We start from the raw sequence: 20,714 nt of genomic DNA on the forward strand, positions 1-20,714 counted from the left end.
CGGAAAAAAGCCTCGCCGCGGTGCGAGGCTTTTTGTTATTGTGACGCAATGATTTTTCAGCCTGTGCCGTGAAGAGTATGCAGCCTTGGTATGTTTATCTTTTGAATTGCCAAGATGGCAGCCTCTACACCGGCGTCGCGGTCGATGTCGCCAAACGTTTTGCTGCGCATCAAGCGGGCAAAGGGGCGAAATACACCCGCGCGCATCCGCCTGAGTCGATTGCTCTGATCTTAAAATGCGCTAATCGCAGCGTGGCGCAAAAGCTGGAATACGCGATCAAGCAACTCTCTGTTGCGGCAAAGCGCCGCTTGATTGCGGGTGAAACGGCAGCATTAGCCGAGCGATTTTACTGTGATGCAGATGGTATATGGTTGATAGCCTCGCCAAATAATGCTGCTGAAGCTATACCTGGCGATGCATCTGAGTTAGCCGTTTAATCGTCGAGCGGGATATCCTTGGGGGCGTCCAGCGCACGCAGTGTTTTGCGCAAATACCAAACCAAGGCCAGCCCCGGCCACGCGACCAGCATCGAGAAGAAAAAGAAATCCGCCCAACCGAGCGCGACAACCAAATAACCCGAAGCAGGGCCGACATAAACGCGGCCAAAAGCGGCCAAGGCGGAGAGCAGCGCAAATTGCGTTGCGGTAAAGCGTGGATTGCACAGGCTCATTAATAGCGCAACGATGGCCGTCGTACCCATGCCGCCCGCTAAATTCTCGCCTCCGATCGCAAGATACAGCAGCGGCACACTCGGTGCGCCGTGCAGCGCGATTAGCCAGTAACCCAAATTGGTCATTGCTTGCAGCACGCCGAATACCAGAAGCGATCGAAATAAGCCCCAGCGCACCATCAACACCGCGCCAGCAAAGCCGCCAATGATGGTCGCGATCATGCCAAACACTTTATTGGCCGAGCCAATTTGCGTTTTCACGTAGCCCATATCGAGCAGGAATTTGGTCGATAAGCTGCCGGCAAACGCGTCGCCCAGTTTGTACGCTACGACCAGTACCAATAATAAAATTGCCCCGTCACGGCTAAAAAACTCATGCAGCGGCTCGATAATTGCTTCGCGTAGCGACTTAGGCGCTTGGTGTTGCACTTCTGGCTCGGGCGACAGTAAAGTCACCAGTGCCATGCCAGCCATCAGCGCCGCCATCACCCAATAGGTTTGCTGCCAAGTGAGCAAACCATCTGCCAAAATCAGCGCCAGCGCACCCGAGGTCAGCATCGCCATTCGATAGCCAAAAACGCCGACCGCAGCGCCCGCGCCGCGCTCGTTTTGGTGCAGCGTTTCGGTTCGATACGCGTCGATGACCACGTCTTGCGTCGCCGAGAAAAACGCGACCAATAGCGCTAGCACGGCAAAAGTCGCCAAATGCGTTTGTGGGTCCAAGCCGCCCATCGCGGCAATCGTACCTGCGAGTGCCAACTGTGCCAGCAAAATCCAGCCACGACGACGGCCGAGAAACGGCATTGGAAAACGATCAATCAGCGGCGACCACAGGAATTTCCATGTATATGGTTGCCCGACCAAGGTAAACCACGCAATCGTTTTAATATCCAGACCTGCGTCGGACAGCCACGCTTGCAGCGTTGAGCCGGTGAGCGCCAGCGGCAAGCCCGAGGCAAAGCCCAAAAACATCGCCGCGGCGATACGGCGGTTACTAAATACCGCGAGGTAATTATTCAAATTCATGGGTATATTGCTCTGGGTATTGTTGGATCTGTTTTACAGGGCGATACAGCGCTATGTATTTATGCCAAGGGATAGTCGTAATCGACAATCAATGGTGCGTGATCGGAAAACTTTTCATCTTTATAAATGCTGGCCGCCGTAGCTTTGGCTGCCAGCGCTGGCGTGGCGATTTGGTAATCAATGCGCCAACCGACGTCTTTGGCGTAGGCTTGGCCGCGATTGCTCCACCACGTGTAACCGGGGATTTCTGGATAGAGCGTGCGCCAGGTATCAACCCAACCGCTCTCAAGTAATTGCGTGAACCATGCGCGCTCTTCGGGTAGAAAACCCGAATTTTTCAGATTGCCTTTCCAGTTTTTCAGATCGATCTCATTGTGCGCGATATTCCAGTCGCCCATGATGATGACGTCGCGGCCCGATTCGCGCAGCTCATTCAGGCGCGGCCAGAAGCGCTCGAGAAAACTAAATTTCACATCTTGCCGCTCTTCCGACGACGAGCCTGACGGTAAATAAAGTGAAACAATTGATAAATTGCCAAAGCGCACTTCCAAATAACGCCCTTCAGCATCGATGTCTTCAATGCCGAGCCCCGTAATCACTTCGTCGGCTGGGCGGCGGCAGTACAGCCCAACACCGCTGTAACCTTTCTTTTCGGCGTAATGAAAATAAGCATGAAACTCAGCGGGCGTATGTTCCGGCTTGATATCTGCTGCTTGCGCTTTTAATTCTTGTACGCCAATCACGTCGGCGTTTTGGCTCGCTAGCCAGTTGAAAAAGCCCTTGGTCGTAGCGGAACGAATCCCATTCAAATTGGCAGAAATAATGCGCACGCGGCGTATCCTTGTTCAATCAATGCTATGCTTACGGTTATTGTGAAATAAAGCTTTAGGACTACGCCCATGACCAACTTCCGTCAAGATTTCATCCGCTTTGCCGTTGAGCAGAAAGTGCTCTGTTTCGGCGATTTTATCACCAAAGCGGGCCGTAACTCGCCGTACTTCTTTAATGCTGGGCTGTTTAGCGACGGTACGTCGGTCGGTGAATTAGCGCGTTTTTATGCGCAAGCGGCGTTAGCGTCTAAAGTTGAATTTGATGTGCTGTTTGGACCTGCCTATAAAGGCATTGTGCTTGCCTCGGCAACTGCTGTTGCACTGGCCAACGCGGGCCACAATGTGCCGTTTGTATTTAATCGCAAGGAAGCAAAAGATCACGGCGAGGGTGGTGTATTAGTGGGTGCGCCGCTGAAAGGCCGCGTGATGATTATTGATGATGTGATTTCTGCGGGAACATCGGTGCGTGAATCGGTGAATATGATCCGCGCGGCGGGTGCTGAGCCAGCGGGTGTTTTGATTGCATTAGATCGGATGGAGCGTGGTCAAGGCCAGCTGTCTGCCGTGCAAGAAGTTGAGCAGCAGTTTGGTATCCCAGTTATTCCTATTGCATCTTTGCAAGATTTACTCAGTTTCCTTGCTGATCAAGAAGGGATGACCGAAAATCTGGCCAAAGTACAAAATTACCGTGCTCAGTACGGTATTGAACAGGGTTAATTACAATGCGTCAGTGGCTTTTCTATCTTTTGCTCGTCAGTACTGCCTCTTTTTCGCACGCGGCTGTTTATCGCTGGGTCGATGAAACCGGCAAAGTGCAATACAGTGATAAGCCACCCGCAGGGCAGTTTAAAGGCGGTATTACCGAATTGGATAAGCAAGCGCGGGTACGCAATGCGAGTAGCTCGATGAGCGAGGCTGAGCGTTCCGCCGAACAAGCGCGTAAGCAAAAAGAAATTGAACAGCGTCGCAAAGATCGCGCTTTATTGCAGTCTTTTTCAAAGCCTGAAGAGGTCGATCTACTGCGCGATCGCCAAATTGAAGCCGTAGCTGCTGCGCAACAAACGAATCGGCTACGTCTACAAACATTGCAAGAACGCCAAAACAAATTAAATCAGCAGGCCGAGCGTCATACCAAAGCGAAAAAGCCAATTCCAAGCGATTTACAAACAGAACTTGATCTAAATCGAGAAGAGATTAAGGCGATTAATGAATCATTAGCACGTCAGGACCAGGACGTGGCCAAAATTAAAGAAAAAGCGGAAGCGGATAAAGCGCGATTGATTCAGTTGCGTCAGGTTCAGCCCAATTAAGCTATACGGGTTTTAACGTGTTGGTAAGCAAGTCTGTTGCTGGCAAACTCAAGCTAAATCTTTTTTGATGAATTCATTATGACGACTGTAAACGCTTCTCGTATTGTTTTGGGCATTGACATTGGCGGCACCGGTATCAAAGGTGCACCAGTCAATGTCGATACCGGTGAATTGGTGGCTGAGCGTCATCGCATCGAAACCCCCAAGCCTGCTACACCCGAGGCAGTAGGCAAGGTTGTAAAGCAAATCGTAGAGCACTTTCAGTGGCAAGGCCCTGTTGGCTGCACTTTTCCTGCGATTGTGCACAATGGCGTAACGCTGTCGGCGGCTAACGTCGATCAAAGCTGGATTAATGCTCCTGCGCAATCAATCTTGGCCGATGCCACTGGCTTGCCATTAATCGTATTGAACGATGCGGATGCCGCGGGCGCGGCTGAAGTCGCATTTGGCGCAGCCAAAGGTCGTGGCGGTAAAATCATCGTTATTACTTTGGGTACAGGGATTGGTAGCGCGCTGATTGTTGATGGCAAACTGATCACGAATACCGAATTTGGTCACCTGATTTTCCCGAAAGACATGATTGCCGAAAAATACTGCTCGGCTAAGGTCAAAGAAGACAAGGATATGAGCTGGAAAGAGTTCAATCCGCGTTTGAATGCGTATCTTGAACACCTTCAGCTCTTGTTTTCGCCTGATTTAGTGATTATCGGCGGTGGCGTGAGTAAAAAGGCCGAAAAATTCATACCCGAGATGAAAAACCTGCGCTTTGAATTGGTTGCGGCCACTTTGAAAAATGAAGCTGGTATTGTCGGTGCAGCTTTAGAAGCGGCAAAGGCCTTTGATATTTAGAGGGTATATTGCTGTAGGTATTGTTTGATTTGGATTTACAGCGTATACATGGTAGAAGGCCCGTCTTTACGGGCCTTTTTTATTGTGTTTAGGTTTGAAATACCGAGACTGCCGAATCAAGTCGCTGAGTTTGTGACATCATTTCGCTCGAGTTTTGCGATAGTCGATTCGAGAGCGCTCTGTTTTCTTGCACATCCGTATCAATGGCCGCAATCGATTGACTCATTTCATTCACGCCCATGCTTTGTTCGCGTGATGCATGGTCAATTTCCTTCAGCATATCGGTAAGGCTACGAACCTGATTGACGACATCATGGACTTGGGTTGCGGATTGTGTCGCCAACTGATGGCCTTGATGAATCTCGGTAACAGAGGCATCTATAAGGGTTTTGATGTCTTTAGCGGCACTGGCTGAACGTTGCGCTAGATTTCGTACCTCTGCGGCAACGACAGCAAAGCCACGACCCGAATCACCCGCCCGAGCTGCTTCTACGGCGGCATTGAGTGCCAGAATATTGGTTTGAAAGGCAATGCCATCGATTAGACTGGTGATGTCCGCAATTTGACGCGCGCTTTGCGTCAACCTAGCCATTGCATTGGTCACTTGATCCATGGTTTCACGCCCAGCATTCGCTTGTTTCGAGGCGGTACTGGCCAATTGGCTGGCTGATGCCGTAGTTTCTGCGTTGCTTTTCACCATTGCGCTGATTTTGGCGGCAGTTTGGGCTGTCTTTTTCGATGCTTCTGCTTGTCGATGGCTGCGTTCAGTCAGTTCGGTATTGCCACCAACTAAGGAATTGACGCTGTCGGCCACCGCACTAGATGCGCCACGAATCTCAGCAATAATTTGGCTCAGTTGGCTAATCGTGGTGTTCGCATTTTGCTGTAACTCGTCAAATATCCCTTTGCGTTGACCGGTCATTTCTTGTGTTAAATCGCCACGGGCCAAAGCGGCTAAGATTTGATTAATGTCGGAAAGACCCTGTTCATTGGTGTTTAATAATTGATTCAGGTTTTGCCCAAGTTCGGCAAAAAAGCCGGTTTTCCCGGTTAAATCGATGCGGCCTGATAAATCGCCATTGGCTGCGCGATTGACCAAGGTTGCAATTTCGTTCGCGGTTGCTAGTTCATCGGTGCGGTCTTGCCATTCAACCACTTGCCCGACGATCTTTTCTTCGGTATCAAGAATTGGGCTGAGCGTCACCGTGTATGTGCCTGTACCAAGGCGTACATCCGCACTGCGTGTGTGTTTGACCATGCCTTGTAATTGATTGGCGTGCTGTAGCAAGGAATTTAAGCGAGTGTGTAATAAGTCGCTAACGTTATTTAAGCCGGCATGTTGCGCAAAACGGGCTTTGCAAGCGAGGTTGTAATACATAATTTTGCCTTGCTCATCAGCGATTTGCACCGGAGTGGAGACTTGATCAAGTGCTTGTTTTACTCTGAGTGTAAATTCCGCTTCTGATGCAGCTAATTCCATCCGCTCTCGAACATGATCGATTTCGGTTGAAATCATTGCTTTTAAGCCTTTCATACTATCCATATGCAGGCTGTACTCACCTTGGGTATATAGGCTAGTGAGCGCCACCATTTTCATTTGAATGCCCGTGTGCGAGCGAACGAGCTCGTTAACACGCTCAACCATTTCTCGATAGCCTCCGCTAAATCGTTCGCTATTCATAATGCAATGAATATCACCATTTTCATGGGCATTTGCCATATTGATTTGTTCAGCACTAAAGTCACGCAAGTTTTCCACAAGTCGTCCTAAGCCGACGTTGAGTTCAGTCAGCTCATCATTGCCCGACAGCGCTTGCGGGATTGAAAAATCTCCGTCTGCGACATTTTGAAATGCCGTTTTTAGCCGTTGTAAATTTCGCTGCGTAGAGAGATAAAAACCAGTTAATAACCATGCGGCGCTTAAAAAAGCGATGAGGGCGGTCGAGAAGGCCACGAGTAATTTAATTCGCCGCCCCTCAATGCGTTGCTTGAGTAATAAATCAAGTTGTTCATAGCCCAGATTGCTCAGCTGATTGGCTGCCTCAATTACTGCGGTGCGCCGCCGTTTAAGTTCGCCCTGATTTGGGGTCGGTAGCTGCTGACTTTGTAATGGTTGAACAATTTGTCGTTGATATTGCGCGCTATATTGCTCGAGCTGCTGAGAAAGGATTTGAAATGCACTTTGCAATTGCATGGCAACGGCAGGCTCGCTTCCGTTTACTTTACGAATGGCGCTCTCGATTTGTTGGCGAGTTGCATTGAGCCGATCAGGTGCCGTTAATAAGATGAGCTGAGTTTTTTGCTCATTAAACTGTCCTTGTTCAATCTGCAGTTGCGCCTGAGTTAAATCATTGACGAGGCTAGGTAGTTTTCCGATGGTGAGGTCGCCAACATAATAGCTGGCGGTTTCCGGATCTAGGATCAAATTGGAGTTGTCATTAATTTGGGCGATTAAATCAAATAGCTTGCTGCTCACAGAGTCGGTTGCGCTTGAGCTGGTCGATTCAAGTTGCAATGCGACGGCCGTTACTTCTTTCGCTACTTGCAAATCCTCGCCAACTTCGGCATTGCTCTGCTGAAGCGCTTTTAAATGGATTGAGCTCGGGCTTGAGCCTGCCGCGGGTGTATCTAGGCTGCTAACCCAGAGTGGATAGAGGTGTTTTAGCAATTCCACCCCACGCCGCTCTTGCTTGGCAAAGGCGATATCATCTATTGCAGCAAACCAGACAAAAAATAGTAAAACAAGGGTAGGAGCGGCAAAAAGTACTGAAACAATTAGGAATTTTTTCGGGTATCTTAACTGTGCCATGAGGCGGGTAGCGACGTTGAACACACTTCATCCCTCATATAAAAACGGTTCTTATTACTGTAGAGCAAGTTTGCTGCGCTAACTGAAAATTTCATGGTGAGTATGAGTAACTATCATGCTTACCCAAGTACCTGTTTTGGCGTAGAATATTGCCCCTTTACCGCTGTTTGGGGCCGTGTGCCATGCTTTACCCTACTCGTTATGATGTGATTGTTGTTGGTGGCGGCCATGCCGGCACCGAAGCTGCGCTCGCCAGCGCGCGCATGGGCCGCAAAACTTTGCTGCTGACGCACAATATCGAGACGCTTGGGCAGATGAGCTGCAACCCGTCGATTGGCGGGATTGGCAAAGGCCATTTGGTCAAGGAAGTGGACGCGCTCGGTGGCGCGATGGCCTTGGCGACCGATATGAGCGGTATCCAGTTTAAAACACTGAACTCCAGCAAAGGCCCAGCGGTTCGCGCGACGCGCGCGCAGGCTGACCGTGTACGCTACAAAGCCGCGATCCGCCATATGCTGGAAAACCAAGAAAACCTCGACCTATTCCAGCAAGCGGTGGATGACCTGATTCTGGACGGCGACAAAGTCGTTGGCGCAGTTACGCAAATCGGCATCGAGTTTCGCGCCAGCGCCGTGGTGCTAACGGCAGGGACTTTCCTTGGCGGCAAGATTCACGTTGGCCTCGAAAATCACGTTGGCGGTCGCGCTGGCGATCCAGCGTCGATTACCTTGTCGCAAAAGCTGCGCGAATTGCAATTACCGGTGGGCCGCTTGAAAACTGGCACGCCGCCGCGCATTGATGGCCGCACAATTAATTTTGACGTGCTCGGCATTCAGCCGGGCGACACGCCAGAGCCGGTGTTCTCCTTGCGCGGTACGCGCGACATGCACCCGAAACAATTGCCGTGCTGGATCGCGCATACCAATCTAAAAACGCACGACATTATCCGGAGCGGTTTTGATCGCAGCCCGATGTTTACCGGCAAAATCGAAGGCGTAGGCCCGCGTTATTGCCCAAGTATCGAAGATAAAATCAACCGTTTTGCCGACAAAGAAAGCCACCAGATTTTCCTTGAGCCCGAAGGCCTTGATACCAACGAATTCTATCCAAATGGCATTTCGACTAGCTTGCCGTTTGATATTCAGCTCGCAGCTTTGCAGTCGATTGAAGGCTTGGAAAACGCACGCATTCTGCGTCCAGGCTACGCGATTGAATACGATTATTTCGACCCGCGCGCGCTGAAAAACACTTTTGAATCGAAAGCGATCAAAGGCCTGTATTTTGCTGGTCAAATTAACGGCACGACCGGTTACGAAGAAGCCGCAGCGCAAGGTTTGTTTGCCGGTTTGAACGCCGCGCTGTATGCGCGTGATGAAGCGCCGTGGTGTCCGGGTCGCGATGAAGCATACCTAGGGGTATTGGTCGATGACCTAATCACCAAGGGCGTTACCGAGCCATACCGTATGTTTACCAGCCGCGCCGAGTTCCGCTTGCAGCTGCGCGAAGACAACGCTGATTTGCGTTTAACCGAACACGGCCGCCGCCTGGGTTTGGTTGGCGACGAACAATGGAAGTTATTCAGTGAAAAACGCGAGTCGATCGCCAAAGAATTCGAGCGCCTAAAATCAACGTGGGTTAACCCCCGCATTCTGGCCGCCGCCGAAGCAGAGCGCGTTCTCGGTAAAGCGATTGAGCGCGAATACACGCTGGCCGATTTGCTGCGCCGCCCTGAAGTGACTTATCAAAGCCTGATGAGCTTGGAAGTGGCTGGCCCGGGCGTGAGTGACGAAAAAGTCGCCGAGCAGATTGAAATTCAGGTGAAGTACCAAGGTTATATCGAGCGTCAGCAAGGCGAAGTGGCCAAACGCGATACGTTGGAAGACGTTGAGTTGCCAGAGGGTTTCGATTTCACGCAAGTGCCAGGCTTGTCGAAAGAAATTCAGCAAAAACTCAGCACGCAGCGCCCGCAAACACTCGGGATCGCGTCGCGCATTTCGGGCGTAACGCCCGCTGCGATCGCGCTATTGGTTGTGTACATCAAGAAAAGCCGCATGTTGGACAAGGAAGCAAAATGAGCACAGTGATCGACAATAATCTGGCAACGATGCTGAGCCAAGGCTTGGCGGCAATGGGCCTTGCCTTAAGCGAGCCGCAACAAGAAAAATTGCTCGCCTATGTGGCCTTGCTGCAAAAATGGAATAAAACCTACAGCCTGACCGCGATTCGCGAGCCAGAGCGCATGGTGACACACCACTTGCTCGATTCATTGGCGCCGCTGAAATACTTGCCAGAAAGCGCGCTGTGCATGGTTGACGTTGGCTCGGGTTTTGGCACGCCGGGTATTCCGTTTGCGATTGCGCGCCCTGATTGGCAACTGACCTTGCTCGATTCCAATCACAAGAAAACGACTTTCTTGCGTCAAGCAATTTTGGAATTGCAATTGCCGAACGTCAGCATCATCACCGGTCGCGTTGAGGCGGTGCAGCCGGAGGCAAAATTTGACGTGATTACCTCACGCGCCTTTGCTGACCTGAACGATTTCATCCGTTGGACCGAACATTTACTGGCAGATGGTGGCGAGTGGGCGGCGCTCAAAGGGGTATATCCTTACGAGGAAATCGCACAAATGCCTGCCAGCGTATACGTCGATCATGTCGATGCTTTGCAAGTGCCGGGGCTCGAAGCCGAACGCCATTTAGTCCATATTCGCAAAGTCGTTTAAGCAACGTTGAGCCGATAGGGCGGCAGATGACGATCAAAAAGTCATGATCTGCAGGTAAACTATCGGCTTTGCCGCAAATCGTGCGCGAGTAGGGAAGAATCAATGAAAATTTTAGCCATTGCGAATCAGAAGGGCGGGGTCGGTAAAACGACGACGGCCGTCAATCTCGCGGCGAGTTTGGCTCATTTGGGCAAACGCGTGCTCTTGGTTGATCTTGATCCGCAAGCTAACGCGACGATGGGCGCCGGCATCGATAAAACCAAGCTGCGCCATTCTGTGTATTCTTTGCTGATTGGCGAGTCGCAAATGAGTCAAGCGGTACTCAATTCTGAATCGGGTGGATTTGATGTCCTGCCCGCCAGCCGCGATCTGGCTGGCGCCGAAGTCGAGTTAGTCGATGCCGACGCGCGCGAAACGCGCCTGAAAGTGGCGTTGGCGCAAGTGGCAGGGCAGTATGATTTTGTGATTCTCGATTGTCCGCCGGCGCTTAATTTATTGACGCTCAATGGTTTGGTCGCTGCCGATGCGGTAATGATTCCAATGCAGTGCGAATATTATGCGCTCGAAGGCTTGTCCGATTTAGTGAATACCCTCAAGCGCATTAAGCAGAACCTCAATCGCAAAATCGAAATTGAAGGTTTGCTGCGCACGATGTTTGACCCGCGCTCGACTTTGGCGCAGCAAGTGTCGGATCAACTCGTTAAGCACTTCACCAGCAAGCTTTATCACACGGTGATCCCGCGCAATGTGCGCTTGGCCGAAGCACCGAGTTATGGTCGCCCAATTTTGGCCTACGACAAATCATCGAAAGGCGCACAAGCCTATTTGGCCTTGGCCGAAGAATTGCTCGCTCGACACGGTGAGCAACAGGCAATGCCTGTGATGTAATGCGCTGCAGGCTAGTTGCAGATTGCTCTAGCAGTAAATACCCCAATAACTAATCAGTGGAATTACCATGGTGAGTAAGAAATTCAAAGGCTTGGGCCGTGGTCTGGACGCGCTAATGGGCGAGCCAGCACTCGGTGATGAACTGAAAACCCTAGGTGTTGAACAATTACAGCCGGGCAAATATCAGCCGCGGACCTTGATGAATGAAGAGGCGCTGGAAGAGTTGGCGAACTCAATCCGCGCGCAAGGTTTGATGCAGCCCATTTTGGTGCGAGAAATCGGTTTAGATCGCTTTGAGATTATCGCTGGTGAGCGCCGCTGGCGCGCAGCGCAACGCGCAGGTTTGAGTGAAATCCCCGCTTTGGTGCGTGAAATTGCCGACGAAGCGGCGCTGGCGATGGCGCTGATCGAAAATATTCAACGCGAAAATCTCAATCCACTGGAAGAAGCGATCGGCATTCAACGCTTGGTCGACGAGTTTGGTTTGACGCAAGAGGCCGCAGCGCAAGCACTGGGTAAATCGCGTTCTGCGGTTGCTAATTTATTGCGCCTGCTGAATTTGCAAGCTGAAGTGCGCGAGCTGCTGATGGCTGGAGATTTGGATATGGGGCACGCACGTGCCTTGCTGCCGTTGGCCGAAGGAGCGCAGCTTGAGGCGGCCCGCTTGGTCGTGCTCAAGGCCATGTCAGTGCGTGAGGTGGAAAACCTCGTTAAGAAAATGCTGGCCGAACCACAGATTAAGCCCGAGCCGCAGGTTGATCCAAAAATAATCGCGCATCAGCAGAACCTTTCGAATCGTCTGGGGACCAAGGTTCAGATTCAAGCGAGCAAGAAAGGGCAGGGCAAAATCACGATTGAGTTTGCCAATCAGGCACAACTCGAAGCTTTGCTCGCCAGAATGTAAGTTAGTGCATGGAATGCACCAAAACTGGGTTGCTTGCTGAATTAATCTTTACTGCATTGAAAAGAATGATTTTTTGTTTTACCCGTTCGGCATGAATTCGAAAATAAATGCCGTAAAGTCAATGTGTAAAATTGACGTAGGGCAAATCTACTCCGTATAATCGCGGGGTTTCGCTGATGGTGGAATGATGGTTAGGACTGCACAGATTCGGGGCGTGATTCGCTTGCAGGTGGCGATCACCGTAGTACTCGCTGTAGCGCTCCTCCTTATTTTGGGACGATCGGCAGCAATTGCAAGTGGATTGGGTGGTGTTATCGCAGTTTTTGGCAGCGTACTCTATGCAGTAATTGCATACGGTGCGATTGGTGGTTTGAAGTTTGCGCCCCCCGCTGAAATTATGCGCCGCCACTTTGCTGCAGAGATGGCCAAGCTTTGTGTGACGTTGCTGAGCTTTGCGGCGTTATTTGTTTTGTATCGGCAGGCAGCTTGGTTGTGGGTATTTGTTGGATACCTCGCAGCCGCCAGCGCCTACTGGTTTGGGCTTTTAATTCAATTTGATGGTAAAAAGTAGATCATGGCACAAGATGCAACTAGTTATATCCAGCACCATTTGACCCATGCCAAATCCGCCGGCGTCCACCTGGATACCTTTTGGATTGCGCTGATTTTGGGTCTGGCTTTTGTCGGTTTGTTTGCTTACGTAGCTAAGAAAGCAACTCCAGGTGTGCCAGGTCGTTTGCAAAACTTTGTAGAATTGATCGTTGAAATGGTTGATAGCCAGATCAAGGACGCATTCCACGCTAAATCTAAAGTCATCGGCCCATTGAGCTTGACGATTTTCTGCTGGGTGTTCTTGATGAACGCGATGGACTTCTTGCCAGTTGATTTGTTGCCAATGGCTGCGCAATGGATTGGTTACACTTTCTTTGGTGCTGATCCTCACCACGTTTACTTGCGTGTTGTACCGACTGCTGACGTAAACCAAACATTTGCAATGTCTTTAACTGTGATGTTGCTGATCGTTGGCTTCTCGATTTCTGCTAAAGGATTGTTTGGCTGGATTAAAGAGTTGTTCACTGCGCCTTTCCACGCTGATGGTTTGGTAATGACGATCATTTTGGCGCCAGTTAACTTCGCGTTCCAATTGATCGAGTTGGCAGCTAAACCAATCTCTCTGGCACTGCGTCTGTTCGGTAACATGTACGCCGGTGAGTTGATCTTCATCTTGATCGCCTTGTTGCCATGGTGGATCAACTGGGTGCTGGGCGCACCATGGGCGATCTTCCACATTCTGGTTGTAACGCTGCAAGCCTTCGTATTCATGATGTTGACCATCGTTTACCTGAGCTTGGCTGTAGAAGACCACTAAGATTTCTGTCCGGTGGCGTGTGTCGGTTGGGTGCACGACGTCGGACAAAGATTTACCCAACCTAGTAACTTTTGATTTAAACCTTAGGAGTATCAAAATGGCTGCACCTGAAGTAATTGCTTCCGTACAAGGCATGACTGTAATCGCTGCTGCGATCATCATTGGTCTGGCTGCGATCGGCACTGCACTCGGTTTCGCGATTCTCGGCGGTAAATTCCTCGAGTCTTCTGCTCGTCAACCAGAAATGATCCCAGTTTTGCAAACTAAACTGTTCATTATTGCTGGTCTGTTGGACGCGATCTCTATGATCGGCGTTGGTGTTGCAATGCTTTACACCTTCAACAACCCATTCCTTGCTGCCCTGACTGCTGCTCACTAATCCTTTGATCAGCCTTTAAGGAGGACATTCAGCGTGGAATTTAATATGTCTCTTGTGGGTCAGATGATCACTTTTGCGATCCTGATCTACTTCACGATGAAATTTGTTTGGCCTCCGCTGACCAAGATGATGGATGAGCGTGCCAAGCGCATCGCTGATGGCTTGGCTGCAGCTGATCGCGCAAAGCAAGATCTTGAGAATGCTGAGAAAAAATCAGCAGACAAACTGCGTGAAGCTAAGCAACAAGCAGCTGAGATCATTGCACAGGCTGAAAAGCGTGCTGCACAACTCGTCGAAGAAGCTAAGAGCAATGCCAAAGTTGAAGGCGAACGCCTGATCGCTGGTGCTCAAGGTGAAATCGAGCAGCAAATTCAACATGCAAAAGAAACTTTGCGTCAGCAAGTGGCTACTTTAGCCGTTGCCGGTGCTGAGAAGATTCTGCAGCGCGAAGTCGACGCTGCGAAGCATGCTGATATGCTGACATCTATCAAAGCGGAATTGTAAGACAGTCATGGCAGAACTAATAACCGTCGCTAGACCCTATGCTGAAGCGGTATTCCGCTTGGCCAAAGAGAGCAATACCTTGTCTCTCTGGTCGGACGTGCTTGCCAACCTCGCGACTATCGCAGGTAGCAAGGATGCCCTTGACGTAGTGGCTAATCCAAAGTGTTCTGCAACTCAGGTTCAGGAGCTGTTGGTCGGGCTCCTGGGCGTTGATGCTAACGCAGAGGTTAAAAACTTCCTGGCAACAGTAATTGAAAATGGTCGCTTCACAGCCCTACCGGCGGTTGCTGACCTTTTCGAAGAACTGAAAGCGGCAGATGAAGGTGTAGCGCAAGCGCACATCGAATCTGCTTTTGCTGTGACTGATGCCCAACTGGCCGAACTGACGGCTACGCTCAATCAGCAACTCAAGCGCAAGATCACAGCCGATGTGACCGTGAACCCCGATCTGATCGGTGGTGTGAAGGTTACCATTGGTGATCTGGTTATTGATGCCTCTGTACGTGGCAAATTAACTGCTCTTGCAACGAGCCTGAAGAGTTAGGAGAAATCATGCAACTTAATCCGTCCGAAATCAGTGAACTGATTAAAGCTCGGATCCAGAATCTGCCACAAGGCGCACAGGCTAGCACGACTGGTACTGTAGTGTCGGTAACTGACGGTATCGTGCGCGTGCACGGCTTGTCTGAAGTTATGCAAGGCGAGATGCTGGAATTCCCGGGTAATACCTACGGTTTGGCGCTTAACTTGGAGCGCGATTCTGTTGGTGCCGTAATTTTGGGTGACTACAAACACATCGCCGAAGGTGATGAGGTTAAATGTACTGGCCGCATTCTGGAAGTTCCAGTGGGTCGTGAGTTGGTTGGCCGCGTTGTTAACGCGTTGGGTCAGCCTATCGACGGTAAAGGTCCTTTGGGCACTACCGAATCAGCTCCGATCGAAAAAATTGCGCCAGGCGTAATTGCTCGTCAATCTGTATCTCAACCACTGCAAACCGGTATCAAATCAATCGATACTATGGTTCCAGTTGGTCGTGGTCAGCGTGAGTTGATCATTGGTGACCGTCAAACCGGTAAAACTGCCGTTGCATTGGACGCGATCATCAACCAGAAAGGCACTGGCGTAACGTGTATCTACGTTGCGATCGGTCAGAAAGCTTCTTCGATTGCGAACGTGGTTCGTAAATTGGAAGAGCACGGCGCATTGGCTCACACTATCGTGGTTGCTGCTGCCGCTTCTGAATCTGCTGCTCTGCAATACATCGCGGCATACTCTGGTTGCACGATGGGTGAATTCTTCCGCGATCGCGGTGAAGACGCATTGATCGTTTACGATGATTTGTCTAAGCAAGCTGTTGCTTACCGTCAAATTTCGTTGCTGTTGCGTCGTCCACCAGGTCGTGAAGCCTTCCCGGGTGACGTATTCTATCTCCACTCTCGTCTGCTTGAGCGCGCTGCGCGTATCAACGCTGATGAAGTTGAGAAATTGACTAACGGCGCTGTGAAAGGCAAAACTGGTTCTTTGACTGCATTGCCTATCATTGAAACCCAAGCAGGTGACGTATCTGCATTCGTACCAACGAACGTAATTTCGATTACTGACGGTCAGATCTTCTTGGAAACTGACTTGTTCAACGCGGGTATTCGCCCAGCGATGAACGCGGGTATTTCGGTATCACGTGTAGGTGGCGCGGCTCAGACTAAAGTCATCAAGAAATTGGGTGGCGGTGTACGTCTGGCTCTGGCTCAGTACCGTGAATTGGCTGCGTTTGCACAGTTCGCGTCTGACTTGGACGAAGCGACTCGTAAACAGTTGGAAAACGGTAAGTTGGTCACTGAGTTGATGAAACAAGCTCAGTACAGCCCACTGAAAGTCGGCGAATTGGGCGTGACCCTGTTGCTGATCAACAAAGGCGTATTTGCTGATGTTGCAGTTGACCGTGCTCTGGCATTCGAAGCTGCGTTCTTGAGCCACCTCAAGGCTAACCACGCTGATGTATTGGCACGCGTTGATGAGAAAGGTGAACTTTCTTCTGAAGACGAAGCGGCCATCCTGAAAGCTGCGGAGTCCTTCAAGGCCGGCGCTGCTTACTGATTTGAGACGTAGATAAAAGGATCAGATCATGGCAGGCGGTAAAGAGATTCGTACCAAGATCAAAAGCGTAAAAAATACGCAGAAGATCACCCGCGCCATGGAAATGGTTGCCACGTCGAAAATGCGCAAGGCTCAGGAACGTATGAAAGCGGCCCGCCCCTACGGTGAAAAAATCCGTAGCGTGGCCGCCCACCTGAGCCAAGCTCTTGTCGACTATCAGCACCCATATCTCCAAAAGCGCGAAACCGTCAAACGGGTTGGCCTGATTATGGTGACCTCAGACAAAGGCTTGTGTGGTGGTTTGAACACCAACTCGCTGCGTCTGGCTTTCAATAATATGAAAGACTGGCATCAAAAAGGCGTTGAGACGGTTGTAACTGCAATCGGCAATAAGGGTTATGGGTTTATGAACCGCAACGGCGCGAAGCTTGTATCTTCCGTTGTTGGTCTTGGTGATACCCCACACCTGGAACAGCTGATTGGCCCGATCAAAGTAATGATCGATGCTTATATCGCTGGTGAAGTGGATGAAGTTCATATCGCTTACACGCGTTTCGTCAATACGATGAAACAAGAGCCAGTGCTTGAGCAATTGTTGCCATTATCGAGCGAAACATTTGAGCCGGCTAACAAGCCTGCGCGTACTCATAACTGGGAATACCTGTATGAGCCAGATGCGAAAACTGTGATCGATGACTTGATGAACCGCTATATCGAGGCACTGGTTTACCAGTCCGTAGCGGAAAACATGGCATCTGAAAATGCAGCTCGTATGGTCGCAATGAAGGCCGCAACCGATAACGCTGATAAGGTGATCGGCTCCCTGCAACTGCTGTACAACAAAACGCGTCAAGCTGCGATTACGAAAGAACTTTCGGAAATCGTATCTGGTGCAGCAGCAGTTTAATTGGGCCCTGACGGATTAACTGGATTAGGAAAAACGATGAGCCAAGGTAAAATCGTACAAATCATTGGACCAGTTGTTGACGTGCAATTTCCACGCGACAACCTGCCCAAGGTGTATGACGCGCTCAAACTAGTCGACATCGACCTGACGCTGGAAGTTCAGCAACAGCTCGGCGACGGCGTAGTGCGTGCCATTGCCATGGGTACTACCGATGGTATTAAACGTGGTACTAGCGTAAACAATACTGGCGCACCAATTTCGGTGCCAGTAGGTAAAGCAACGCTAGGCCGTATTATGGACGTATTGGGCAACCCAATCGACGAAGCAGGTCCTGTGAACGCTGAGGCAACTCGCGCTATTCACCAAACTGCTCCGAAATTCGATGAGTTGAACCAAACGATTGACCTTTTGGAAACAGGTATCAAGGTAATTGACTTGGTATGCCCGTTTGCGAAGGGTGGTAAAGTTGGTCTGTTCGGTGGTGCCGGTGTAGGCAAAACCGTAAACATGATGGAATTGATCAACAACATCGCTAAAGCACACAGCGGTTTGTCTGTGTTCGCTGGTGTAGGTGAGCGTACTCGTGAGGGTAACGACTTCTACCACGAAATGAAGGACTCTAACGTTCTTGATAAAGTGGCGATGGTTTATGGTCAGATGAATGAGCCTCCAGGCAACCGTTTGCGCGTAGCGTTGACTGGTTTGACCATCGCGGAACAATTCCGTGACGAAGGCCGTGACATCCTGTTCTTCGTAGACAACATCTACCGTTACACACTGGCCGGTACTGAAGTTTCCGCTCTGTTGGGCCGTATGCCTTCAGCGGTAGGTTACCAGCCAACATTGGCTGAAGAGATGGGTGCTCTGCAAGAGCGTATCACTTCAACCAAAACTGGTTCTATTACGTCGATTCAAGCCGTATACGTACCAGCGGATGACTTGACTGATCCGTCTCCAGCTACAACGTTCGCTCACTTGGACGCGACAGTTGTATTGAGCCGTGACATTGCATCTTTGGGTATCTACCCTGCGGTAGATCCACTGGATTCAACTTCACGTCAGCTGGATCCACAAGTGGTTGGTGAAGAACACTACTCAGTAGCACGTGGTGTTCAGTCTACGCTGCAAAAGTACAAAGAATTGCAAGACATTATCGCGATTCTGGGTATGGACGAGTTGTCTCCAGAAGACAAACTGGCCGTATCACGTGCTCGTAAAATCCAACGTTTCTTGTCTCAGCCGTTCCATGTTGCTGAGGTATTTACTGGTTCACCAGGCAAGTACGTTCCGCTCAAAGAAACCCTCAAGGGCTTCAAGGGCATCTTGAATGGCGATTACGATCACCTCCCAGAGCAGGCCTTCTACATGGTTGGCGGCATCGAAGAAGCGATCGAAAAAGCCAAATCAATGCAATAAGGGGTTAAGCTATGGCCATGACCATGCATGTGGACGTAGTTAGCGCTGAAGAGCTGATCTACTCGGGTACCGCTGAGTTTGTCTCGGCGCCTGCCGACAAGGGTGAGATCGGTATCTTGCCGCGTCACGCGCCGCTGTTGACCCGCATTCGCCCGGGCGCGATCCGTATCAAGATCGCGAACTCGAATGAAGACGATGTCATCCTGTTTGTATCAGGTGGCATGCTCGAAGTTCAGCCGGATGGGGTTACGGTATTGGCCGACACTGCGATTCGTGGTGCAGACATTGATGAAGCCAAAGCGCAAGAAGCGAAGCGCAAGGCAGAAGAAGCGTTGCGCAATCACGCTTCGTCAATGGACTTTGCCATGGCGCAGGCCGAATTGGTCGAAGCAGTTGCAAAACTTGCTGTCATCGACAAGATCAAACGGCGCGGCCACTAATCATCGCTTTGCGATGGTTTTGCAAGAAACAAAAAACCAGCCTACGGGCTGGTTTTTTTATGGGTATTGCTTTGTAGGTCATTTTGGTGGCTGGTTGCAGGTCAATACCCCTTATTGATTTAAACGGCGCACGAAGTGCAAATGACCCATTTCACGGATGTAGCCCATTTTCTGGTACAGGCGATGCGCGTTTACATTTTCTGGTGAAGTTTGCATCGTTAGCATGCCGACCCCAATCGCTTTCGCTTCGCGCTCAACGTGCGCGAGCAGCGCGGCACCAATTTTTTGACCACGCAGTTCTGGTAGCACATACAAATCGTTGAGTACCCAGCAGCGGCACAAACTCATCGACGAAAAACTCTCAAACACCTGAGTAAAGCCAATCGCTTTGCCTTCGGTATCACGCACCAAGTACAAGCGTGAATCGCCTTGGCTTAAACGCTGTGCCAAGAATGCACGGGCTTCTTCAACATCTTGCGAATAGTTGGCATAGCGCAGCGAAGTCTCAATGTAAAACTGGCGATATGCAGTGAATAAAGGGGCCAGATCATCAAGATCTAAAATGCCCGCATTGCTAATGGAAAATGAAGTTTCTGGCATAGTCTCGATCAACACAACTTGCTCACAGGTGGATTGGCTTACTGAATGTTACAAAAAAACCGAGCTATAAGCTCGGTTTTGCTAAGGCCTGTTGTAAATCGAGAGGCCCGGAACGGATTAGATCCCGTCCTGTGGGTTATTCATTTGTAATCGTGACTCAAGATCCGCCACTCGTGCTTCGAGCTGGGTGAGTGTTTCGCGCGTGCGGGCCAATACTTCTTGTTGAATCTCAAATTCTTCGCGAGTCACTAAATCGAGCTTATTGAAGGCGCTGCCCATCATGGCGCGGACATTTTTTTCCATGTCTTTGGCGGGGCTTGCAGCAATCGCGTCTGAGATTTTGCCGGCGATTTCATCAAAAAACTTATCTTTTAGCATGGCTTACTCCTTGGCGGGCTAAGTGTTGAGCATCTGTGTATGAGTTTAGCAGATCGTGAAAGCTGCAAGGGGAAGATTGATGCACACAAATGGTGCTTGAGCTTCCTGAGGCGTTTTAATGCTGTGTCAAAGTAGTGCCCTTCACGCACCATATTGTCATATTTCATTGATATTGTTGGATAAATTTACTTGGCACGCTTTATGCTAGGTACTGAACTGTCCAAATGAAATCTGTGATCAAGGAGCAAGTCATGAAATTTGTTGCTGCGATTATTAAGCCTTTTAAGCTTGATGAAGTTCGAGAAGCACTCTCAGAAATTGGTGTGCAAGGTTTGACTGTTACCGAAGTAAAAGGTTTCGGCCGTCAGAAAGGGCATACCGAGCTTTACCGCGGCGCGGAATACGTGGTCGATTTCTTACCAAAGGTGAAGGTTGAAATTGCGATTAGCGATGATCTGCTTGATCAAGCGATCGAAGCCATCGAAAAAGCAGCGCACACTGGCAAAATTGGTGATGGCAAAATTTTTGTGTACGAGTTAACGCATGTGGTGCGCATTCGTACCAGCGAAACAGGCGAAGCGGCTATTTAAGCCTTGATTGAGTACTGGAGAGAAGCAAA

At 50.2% G+C, this 20,714-nt stretch carries 23 protein-coding genes; 18 read left to right on the forward strand and 5 right to left on the reverse strand.

Going from position 1 to position 20,714, the window contains the following annotated elements; translation table 11 throughout:
- Positions 1–77: 77 nt before the first annotated feature.
- Positions 78–437 (forward strand): GIY-YIG nuclease family protein, encoded by a 360-nt coding sequence (locus NT239_10135; protein ID XGA70149.1) that lies wholly within the window; start codon positions 78–80, stop codon positions 435–437.
- Here the strand turns inward: NT239_10135 and NT239_10140 are convergent.
- Together NT239_10140 and NT239_10145 are read right to left on the reverse strand one after the other, a co-directional pair.
- A complete protein-coding gene (locus NT239_10140; GenBank protein XGA70150.1) occupies positions 434–1,696 on the reverse strand; it encodes an MFS transporter in 1,263 nt (420 codons plus the stop codon). The genes NT239_10135 and NT239_10140 overlap by 4 nt on opposite strands.
- Positions 1,697–1,755: 59 nt before the next feature.
- Positions 1,756–2,526: an exodeoxyribonuclease III gene (locus NT239_10145; GenBank protein XGA70151.1), complete on the reverse strand. Its 771-nt coding sequence runs from the start codon at positions 2,524–2,526 to the stop codon at positions 1,756–1,758.
- Between the two features lie 69 nt (positions 2,527–2,595).
- On the opposite strand from NT239_10145, the gene pyrE reads away from it, so the two are divergent.
- The 3 genes from pyrE to NT239_10160 all read left to right on the forward strand — a co-directional run bounded on the left by pyrE (position 2,596) and on the right by NT239_10160 (position 4,685).
- Positions 2,596–3,243, forward strand: a complete 648-nt coding sequence (pyrE, locus tag NT239_10150; protein XGA70152.1) for an orotate phosphoribosyltransferase — start codon at positions 2,596–2,598, stop codon at positions 3,241–3,243.
- Positions 3,244–3,248: 5 nt separating this feature from the next.
- Positions 3,249–3,836, forward strand: coding sequence for a DUF4124 domain-containing protein (locus NT239_10155; protein XGA70153.1), 588 nt, complete (start codon positions 3,249–3,251; stop codon positions 3,834–3,836).
- A 78-nt stretch (positions 3,837–3,914) separates the two neighbouring features.
- Positions 3,915–4,685 (forward strand): ROK family protein, encoded by a 771-nt coding sequence (locus NT239_10160; GenBank protein XGA70154.1) that lies wholly within the window; start codon positions 3,915–3,917, stop codon positions 4,683–4,685.
- Positions 4,686–4,773: 88 nt separating this feature from the next.
- On the opposite strand, the gene NT239_10165 is transcribed toward NT239_10160, so the two are convergent.
- Complete coding sequence (locus NT239_10165; GenBank protein ID XGA70155.1) at positions 4,774–7,494, reverse strand: methyl-accepting chemotaxis protein; 2,721 nt, start codon at positions 7,492–7,494, stop codon at positions 4,774–4,776.
- 182 nt (positions 7,495–7,676) lie between these two features.
- Here NT239_10165 and mnmG point away from each other — a divergent pair, with 182 nt between their 5' ends.
- From mnmG to NT239_10230, 13 genes are all read left to right on the forward strand, one after another.
- Complete coding sequence (mnmG, locus tag NT239_10170) at positions 7,677–9,569, forward strand: tRNA uridine-5-carboxymethylaminomethyl(34) synthesis enzyme MnmG (GenBank protein ID XGA70156.1); 1,893 nt, start codon at positions 7,677–7,679, stop codon at positions 9,567–9,569.
- A complete protein-coding gene (rsmG, locus tag NT239_10175; protein ID XGA70157.1) occupies positions 9,566–10,216 on the forward strand; it encodes a 16S rRNA (guanine(527)-N(7))-methyltransferase RsmG in 651 nt (216 codons plus the stop codon). The genes mnmG and rsmG overlap by 4 nt, the downstream gene beginning before the upstream one ends.
- Before the next feature lie 102 nt (positions 10,217–10,318).
- Entirely contained in the window at positions 10,319–11,104 is a 786-nt protein-coding gene (locus NT239_10180) for an AAA family ATPase (GenBank protein ID XGA70158.1), read from the forward strand.
- A gap of 67 nt (positions 11,105–11,171) precedes the next feature.
- Positions 11,172–12,008, forward strand: coding sequence for a ParB/RepB/Spo0J family partition protein (locus NT239_10185; GenBank protein ID XGA70159.1), 837 nt, complete (start codon positions 11,172–11,174; stop codon positions 12,006–12,008).
- A 229-nt stretch (positions 12,009–12,237) separates the two neighbouring features.
- Positions 12,238–12,579 (forward strand): ATP synthase subunit I, encoded by a 342-nt coding sequence (locus NT239_10190; protein ID XGA72796.1) that lies wholly within the window; start codon positions 12,238–12,240, stop codon positions 12,577–12,579.
- A 3-nt stretch (positions 12,580–12,582) separates the two neighbouring features.
- On the forward strand, positions 12,583–13,377 hold the full coding sequence (atpB, locus tag NT239_10195; GenBank protein XGA70160.1) for a F0F1 ATP synthase subunit A: 795 nt from the start codon (positions 12,583–12,585) through the stop codon (positions 13,375–13,377).
- A 97-nt stretch (positions 13,378–13,474) separates the two neighbouring features.
- Positions 13,475–13,756: a F0F1 ATP synthase subunit C gene (gene atpE, locus NT239_10200; protein XGA70161.1), complete on the forward strand. Its 282-nt coding sequence runs from the start codon at positions 13,475–13,477 to the stop codon at positions 13,754–13,756.
- Between the two features lie 33 nt (positions 13,757–13,789).
- A complete protein-coding gene (locus NT239_10205) occupies positions 13,790–14,260 on the forward strand; it encodes a F0F1 ATP synthase subunit B (GenBank protein ID XGA70162.1) in 471 nt (156 codons plus the stop codon).
- Positions 14,261–14,267: 7 nt separating this feature from the next.
- Positions 14,268–14,804, forward strand: a complete 537-nt coding sequence (locus NT239_10210; protein ID XGA70163.1) for a F0F1 ATP synthase subunit delta — start codon at positions 14,268–14,270, stop codon at positions 14,802–14,804.
- Between the two features lie 8 nt (positions 14,805–14,812).
- Complete coding sequence (gene atpA, locus NT239_10215; GenBank protein ID XGA70164.1) at positions 14,813–16,354, forward strand: F0F1 ATP synthase subunit alpha; 1,542 nt, start codon at positions 14,813–14,815, stop codon at positions 16,352–16,354.
- Positions 16,355–16,382: 28 nt separating this feature from the next.
- Complete coding sequence (gene atpG, locus NT239_10220) at positions 16,383–17,261, forward strand: F0F1 ATP synthase subunit gamma (GenBank protein ID XGA70165.1); 879 nt, start codon at positions 16,383–16,385, stop codon at positions 17,259–17,261.
- A gap of 36 nt (positions 17,262–17,297) precedes the next feature.
- Positions 17,298–18,677, forward strand: coding sequence for a F0F1 ATP synthase subunit beta (atpD, locus tag NT239_10225; GenBank protein ID XGA70166.1), 1,380 nt, complete (start codon positions 17,298–17,300; stop codon positions 18,675–18,677).
- A gap of 11 nt (positions 18,678–18,688) precedes the next feature.
- The gene (locus NT239_10230; GenBank protein XGA70167.1) at positions 18,689–19,117 is read left to right on the forward strand and encodes a F0F1 ATP synthase subunit epsilon; all 429 of its coding nucleotides are present in this window, start codon (positions 18,689–18,691) and stop codon (positions 19,115–19,117) included.
- A 111-nt stretch (positions 19,118–19,228) separates the two neighbouring features.
- Here NT239_10230 and NT239_10235 read toward each other — a convergent pair whose 3' ends face one another.
- Together NT239_10235 and NT239_10240 are read right to left on the reverse strand one after the other, a co-directional pair.
- Positions 19,229–19,717: a GNAT family N-acetyltransferase gene (locus NT239_10235; protein XGA70168.1), complete on the reverse strand. Its 489-nt coding sequence runs from the start codon at positions 19,715–19,717 to the stop codon at positions 19,229–19,231.
- A gap of 117 nt (positions 19,718–19,834) precedes the next feature.
- Positions 19,835–20,095, reverse strand: coding sequence for an accessory factor UbiK family protein (locus NT239_10240; protein ID XGA70169.1), 261 nt, complete (start codon positions 20,093–20,095; stop codon positions 19,835–19,837).
- Positions 20,096–20,346: 251 nt separating this feature from the next.
- On the opposite strand from NT239_10240, the gene glnK reads away from it, so the two are divergent.
- On the forward strand, positions 20,347–20,685 hold the full coding sequence (gene glnK, locus NT239_10245) for a P-II family nitrogen regulator (GenBank protein XGA70170.1): 339 nt from the start codon (positions 20,347–20,349) through the stop codon (positions 20,683–20,685).
- Positions 20,686–20,714: the final 29 nt, after the last annotated feature.

The organism is Chitinibacter sp. SCUT-21, assembly GCA_041874755.1.
GTDB lineage: Bacteria > Pseudomonadota > Gammaproteobacteria > Burkholderiales > Chitinibacteraceae > Chitinibacter.

Bases quoted from the DNA above. Each gene is read 5' to 3' on its own strand.
- NT239_10135 (XGA70149.1), top strand. From the start codon at position 78: ATGCAGCCTTGGTATGTTTATCTTTTGAATTGCCAAGATGGCAGCCTC.
- NT239_10140 (XGA70150.1), bottom strand. From the start codon at position 1,696: ATGAATTTGAATAATTACCTCGCGGTATTTAGTAACCGCCGTATCGCC.
- pyrE (XGA70152.1), top strand. From the start codon at position 2,596: ATGACCAACTTCCGTCAAGATTTCATCCGCTTTGCCGTTGAGCAGAAA.
- NT239_10155 (XGA70153.1), top strand. From the start codon at position 3,249: ATGCGTCAGTGGCTTTTCTATCTTTTGCTCGTCAGTACTGCCTCTTTT.
- NT239_10160 (XGA70154.1), top strand. From the start codon at position 3,915: ATGACGACTGTAAACGCTTCTCGTATTGTTTTGGGCATTGACATTGGC.
- NT239_10165 (XGA70155.1), bottom strand. From the start codon at position 7,494: ATGGCACAGTTAAGATACCCGAAAAAATTCCTAATTGTTTCAGTACTT.
- mnmG (XGA70156.1), top strand. From the start codon at position 7,677: ATGCTTTACCCTACTCGTTATGATGTGATTGTTGTTGGTGGCGGCCAT.
- rsmG (XGA70157.1), top strand. From the start codon at position 9,566: ATGAGCACAGTGATCGACAATAATCTGGCAACGATGCTGAGCCAAGGC.
- NT239_10180 (XGA70158.1), top strand. From the start codon at position 10,319: ATGAAAATTTTAGCCATTGCGAATCAGAAGGGCGGGGTCGGTAAAACG.
- NT239_10185 (XGA70159.1), top strand. From the start codon at position 11,172: ATGGTGAGTAAGAAATTCAAAGGCTTGGGCCGTGGTCTGGACGCGCTA.
- atpB (XGA70160.1), top strand. From the start codon at position 12,583: ATGGCACAAGATGCAACTAGTTATATCCAGCACCATTTGACCCATGCC.
- atpE (XGA70161.1), top strand. From the start codon at position 13,475: ATGGCTGCACCTGAAGTAATTGCTTCCGTACAAGGCATGACTGTAATC.
- NT239_10210 (XGA70163.1), top strand. From the start codon at position 14,268: ATGGCAGAACTAATAACCGTCGCTAGACCCTATGCTGAAGCGGTATTC.
- atpA (XGA70164.1), top strand. From the start codon at position 14,813: ATGCAACTTAATCCGTCCGAAATCAGTGAACTGATTAAAGCTCGGATC.
- atpG (XGA70165.1), top strand. From the start codon at position 16,383: ATGGCAGGCGGTAAAGAGATTCGTACCAAGATCAAAAGCGTAAAAAAT.
- atpD (XGA70166.1), top strand. From the start codon at position 17,298: ATGAGCCAAGGTAAAATCGTACAAATCATTGGACCAGTTGTTGACGTG.
- NT239_10230 (XGA70167.1), top strand. From the start codon at position 18,689: ATGGCCATGACCATGCATGTGGACGTAGTTAGCGCTGAAGAGCTGATC.
- NT239_10235 (XGA70168.1), bottom strand. From the start codon at position 19,717: ATGCCAGAAACTTCATTTTCCATTAGCAATGCGGGCATTTTAGATCTT.
- NT239_10240 (XGA70169.1), bottom strand. From the start codon at position 20,095: ATGCTAAAAGATAAGTTTTTTGATGAAATCGCCGGCAAAATCTCAGAC.
- glnK (XGA70170.1), top strand. From the start codon at position 20,347: ATGAAATTTGTTGCTGCGATTATTAAGCCTTTTAAGCTTGATGAAGTT.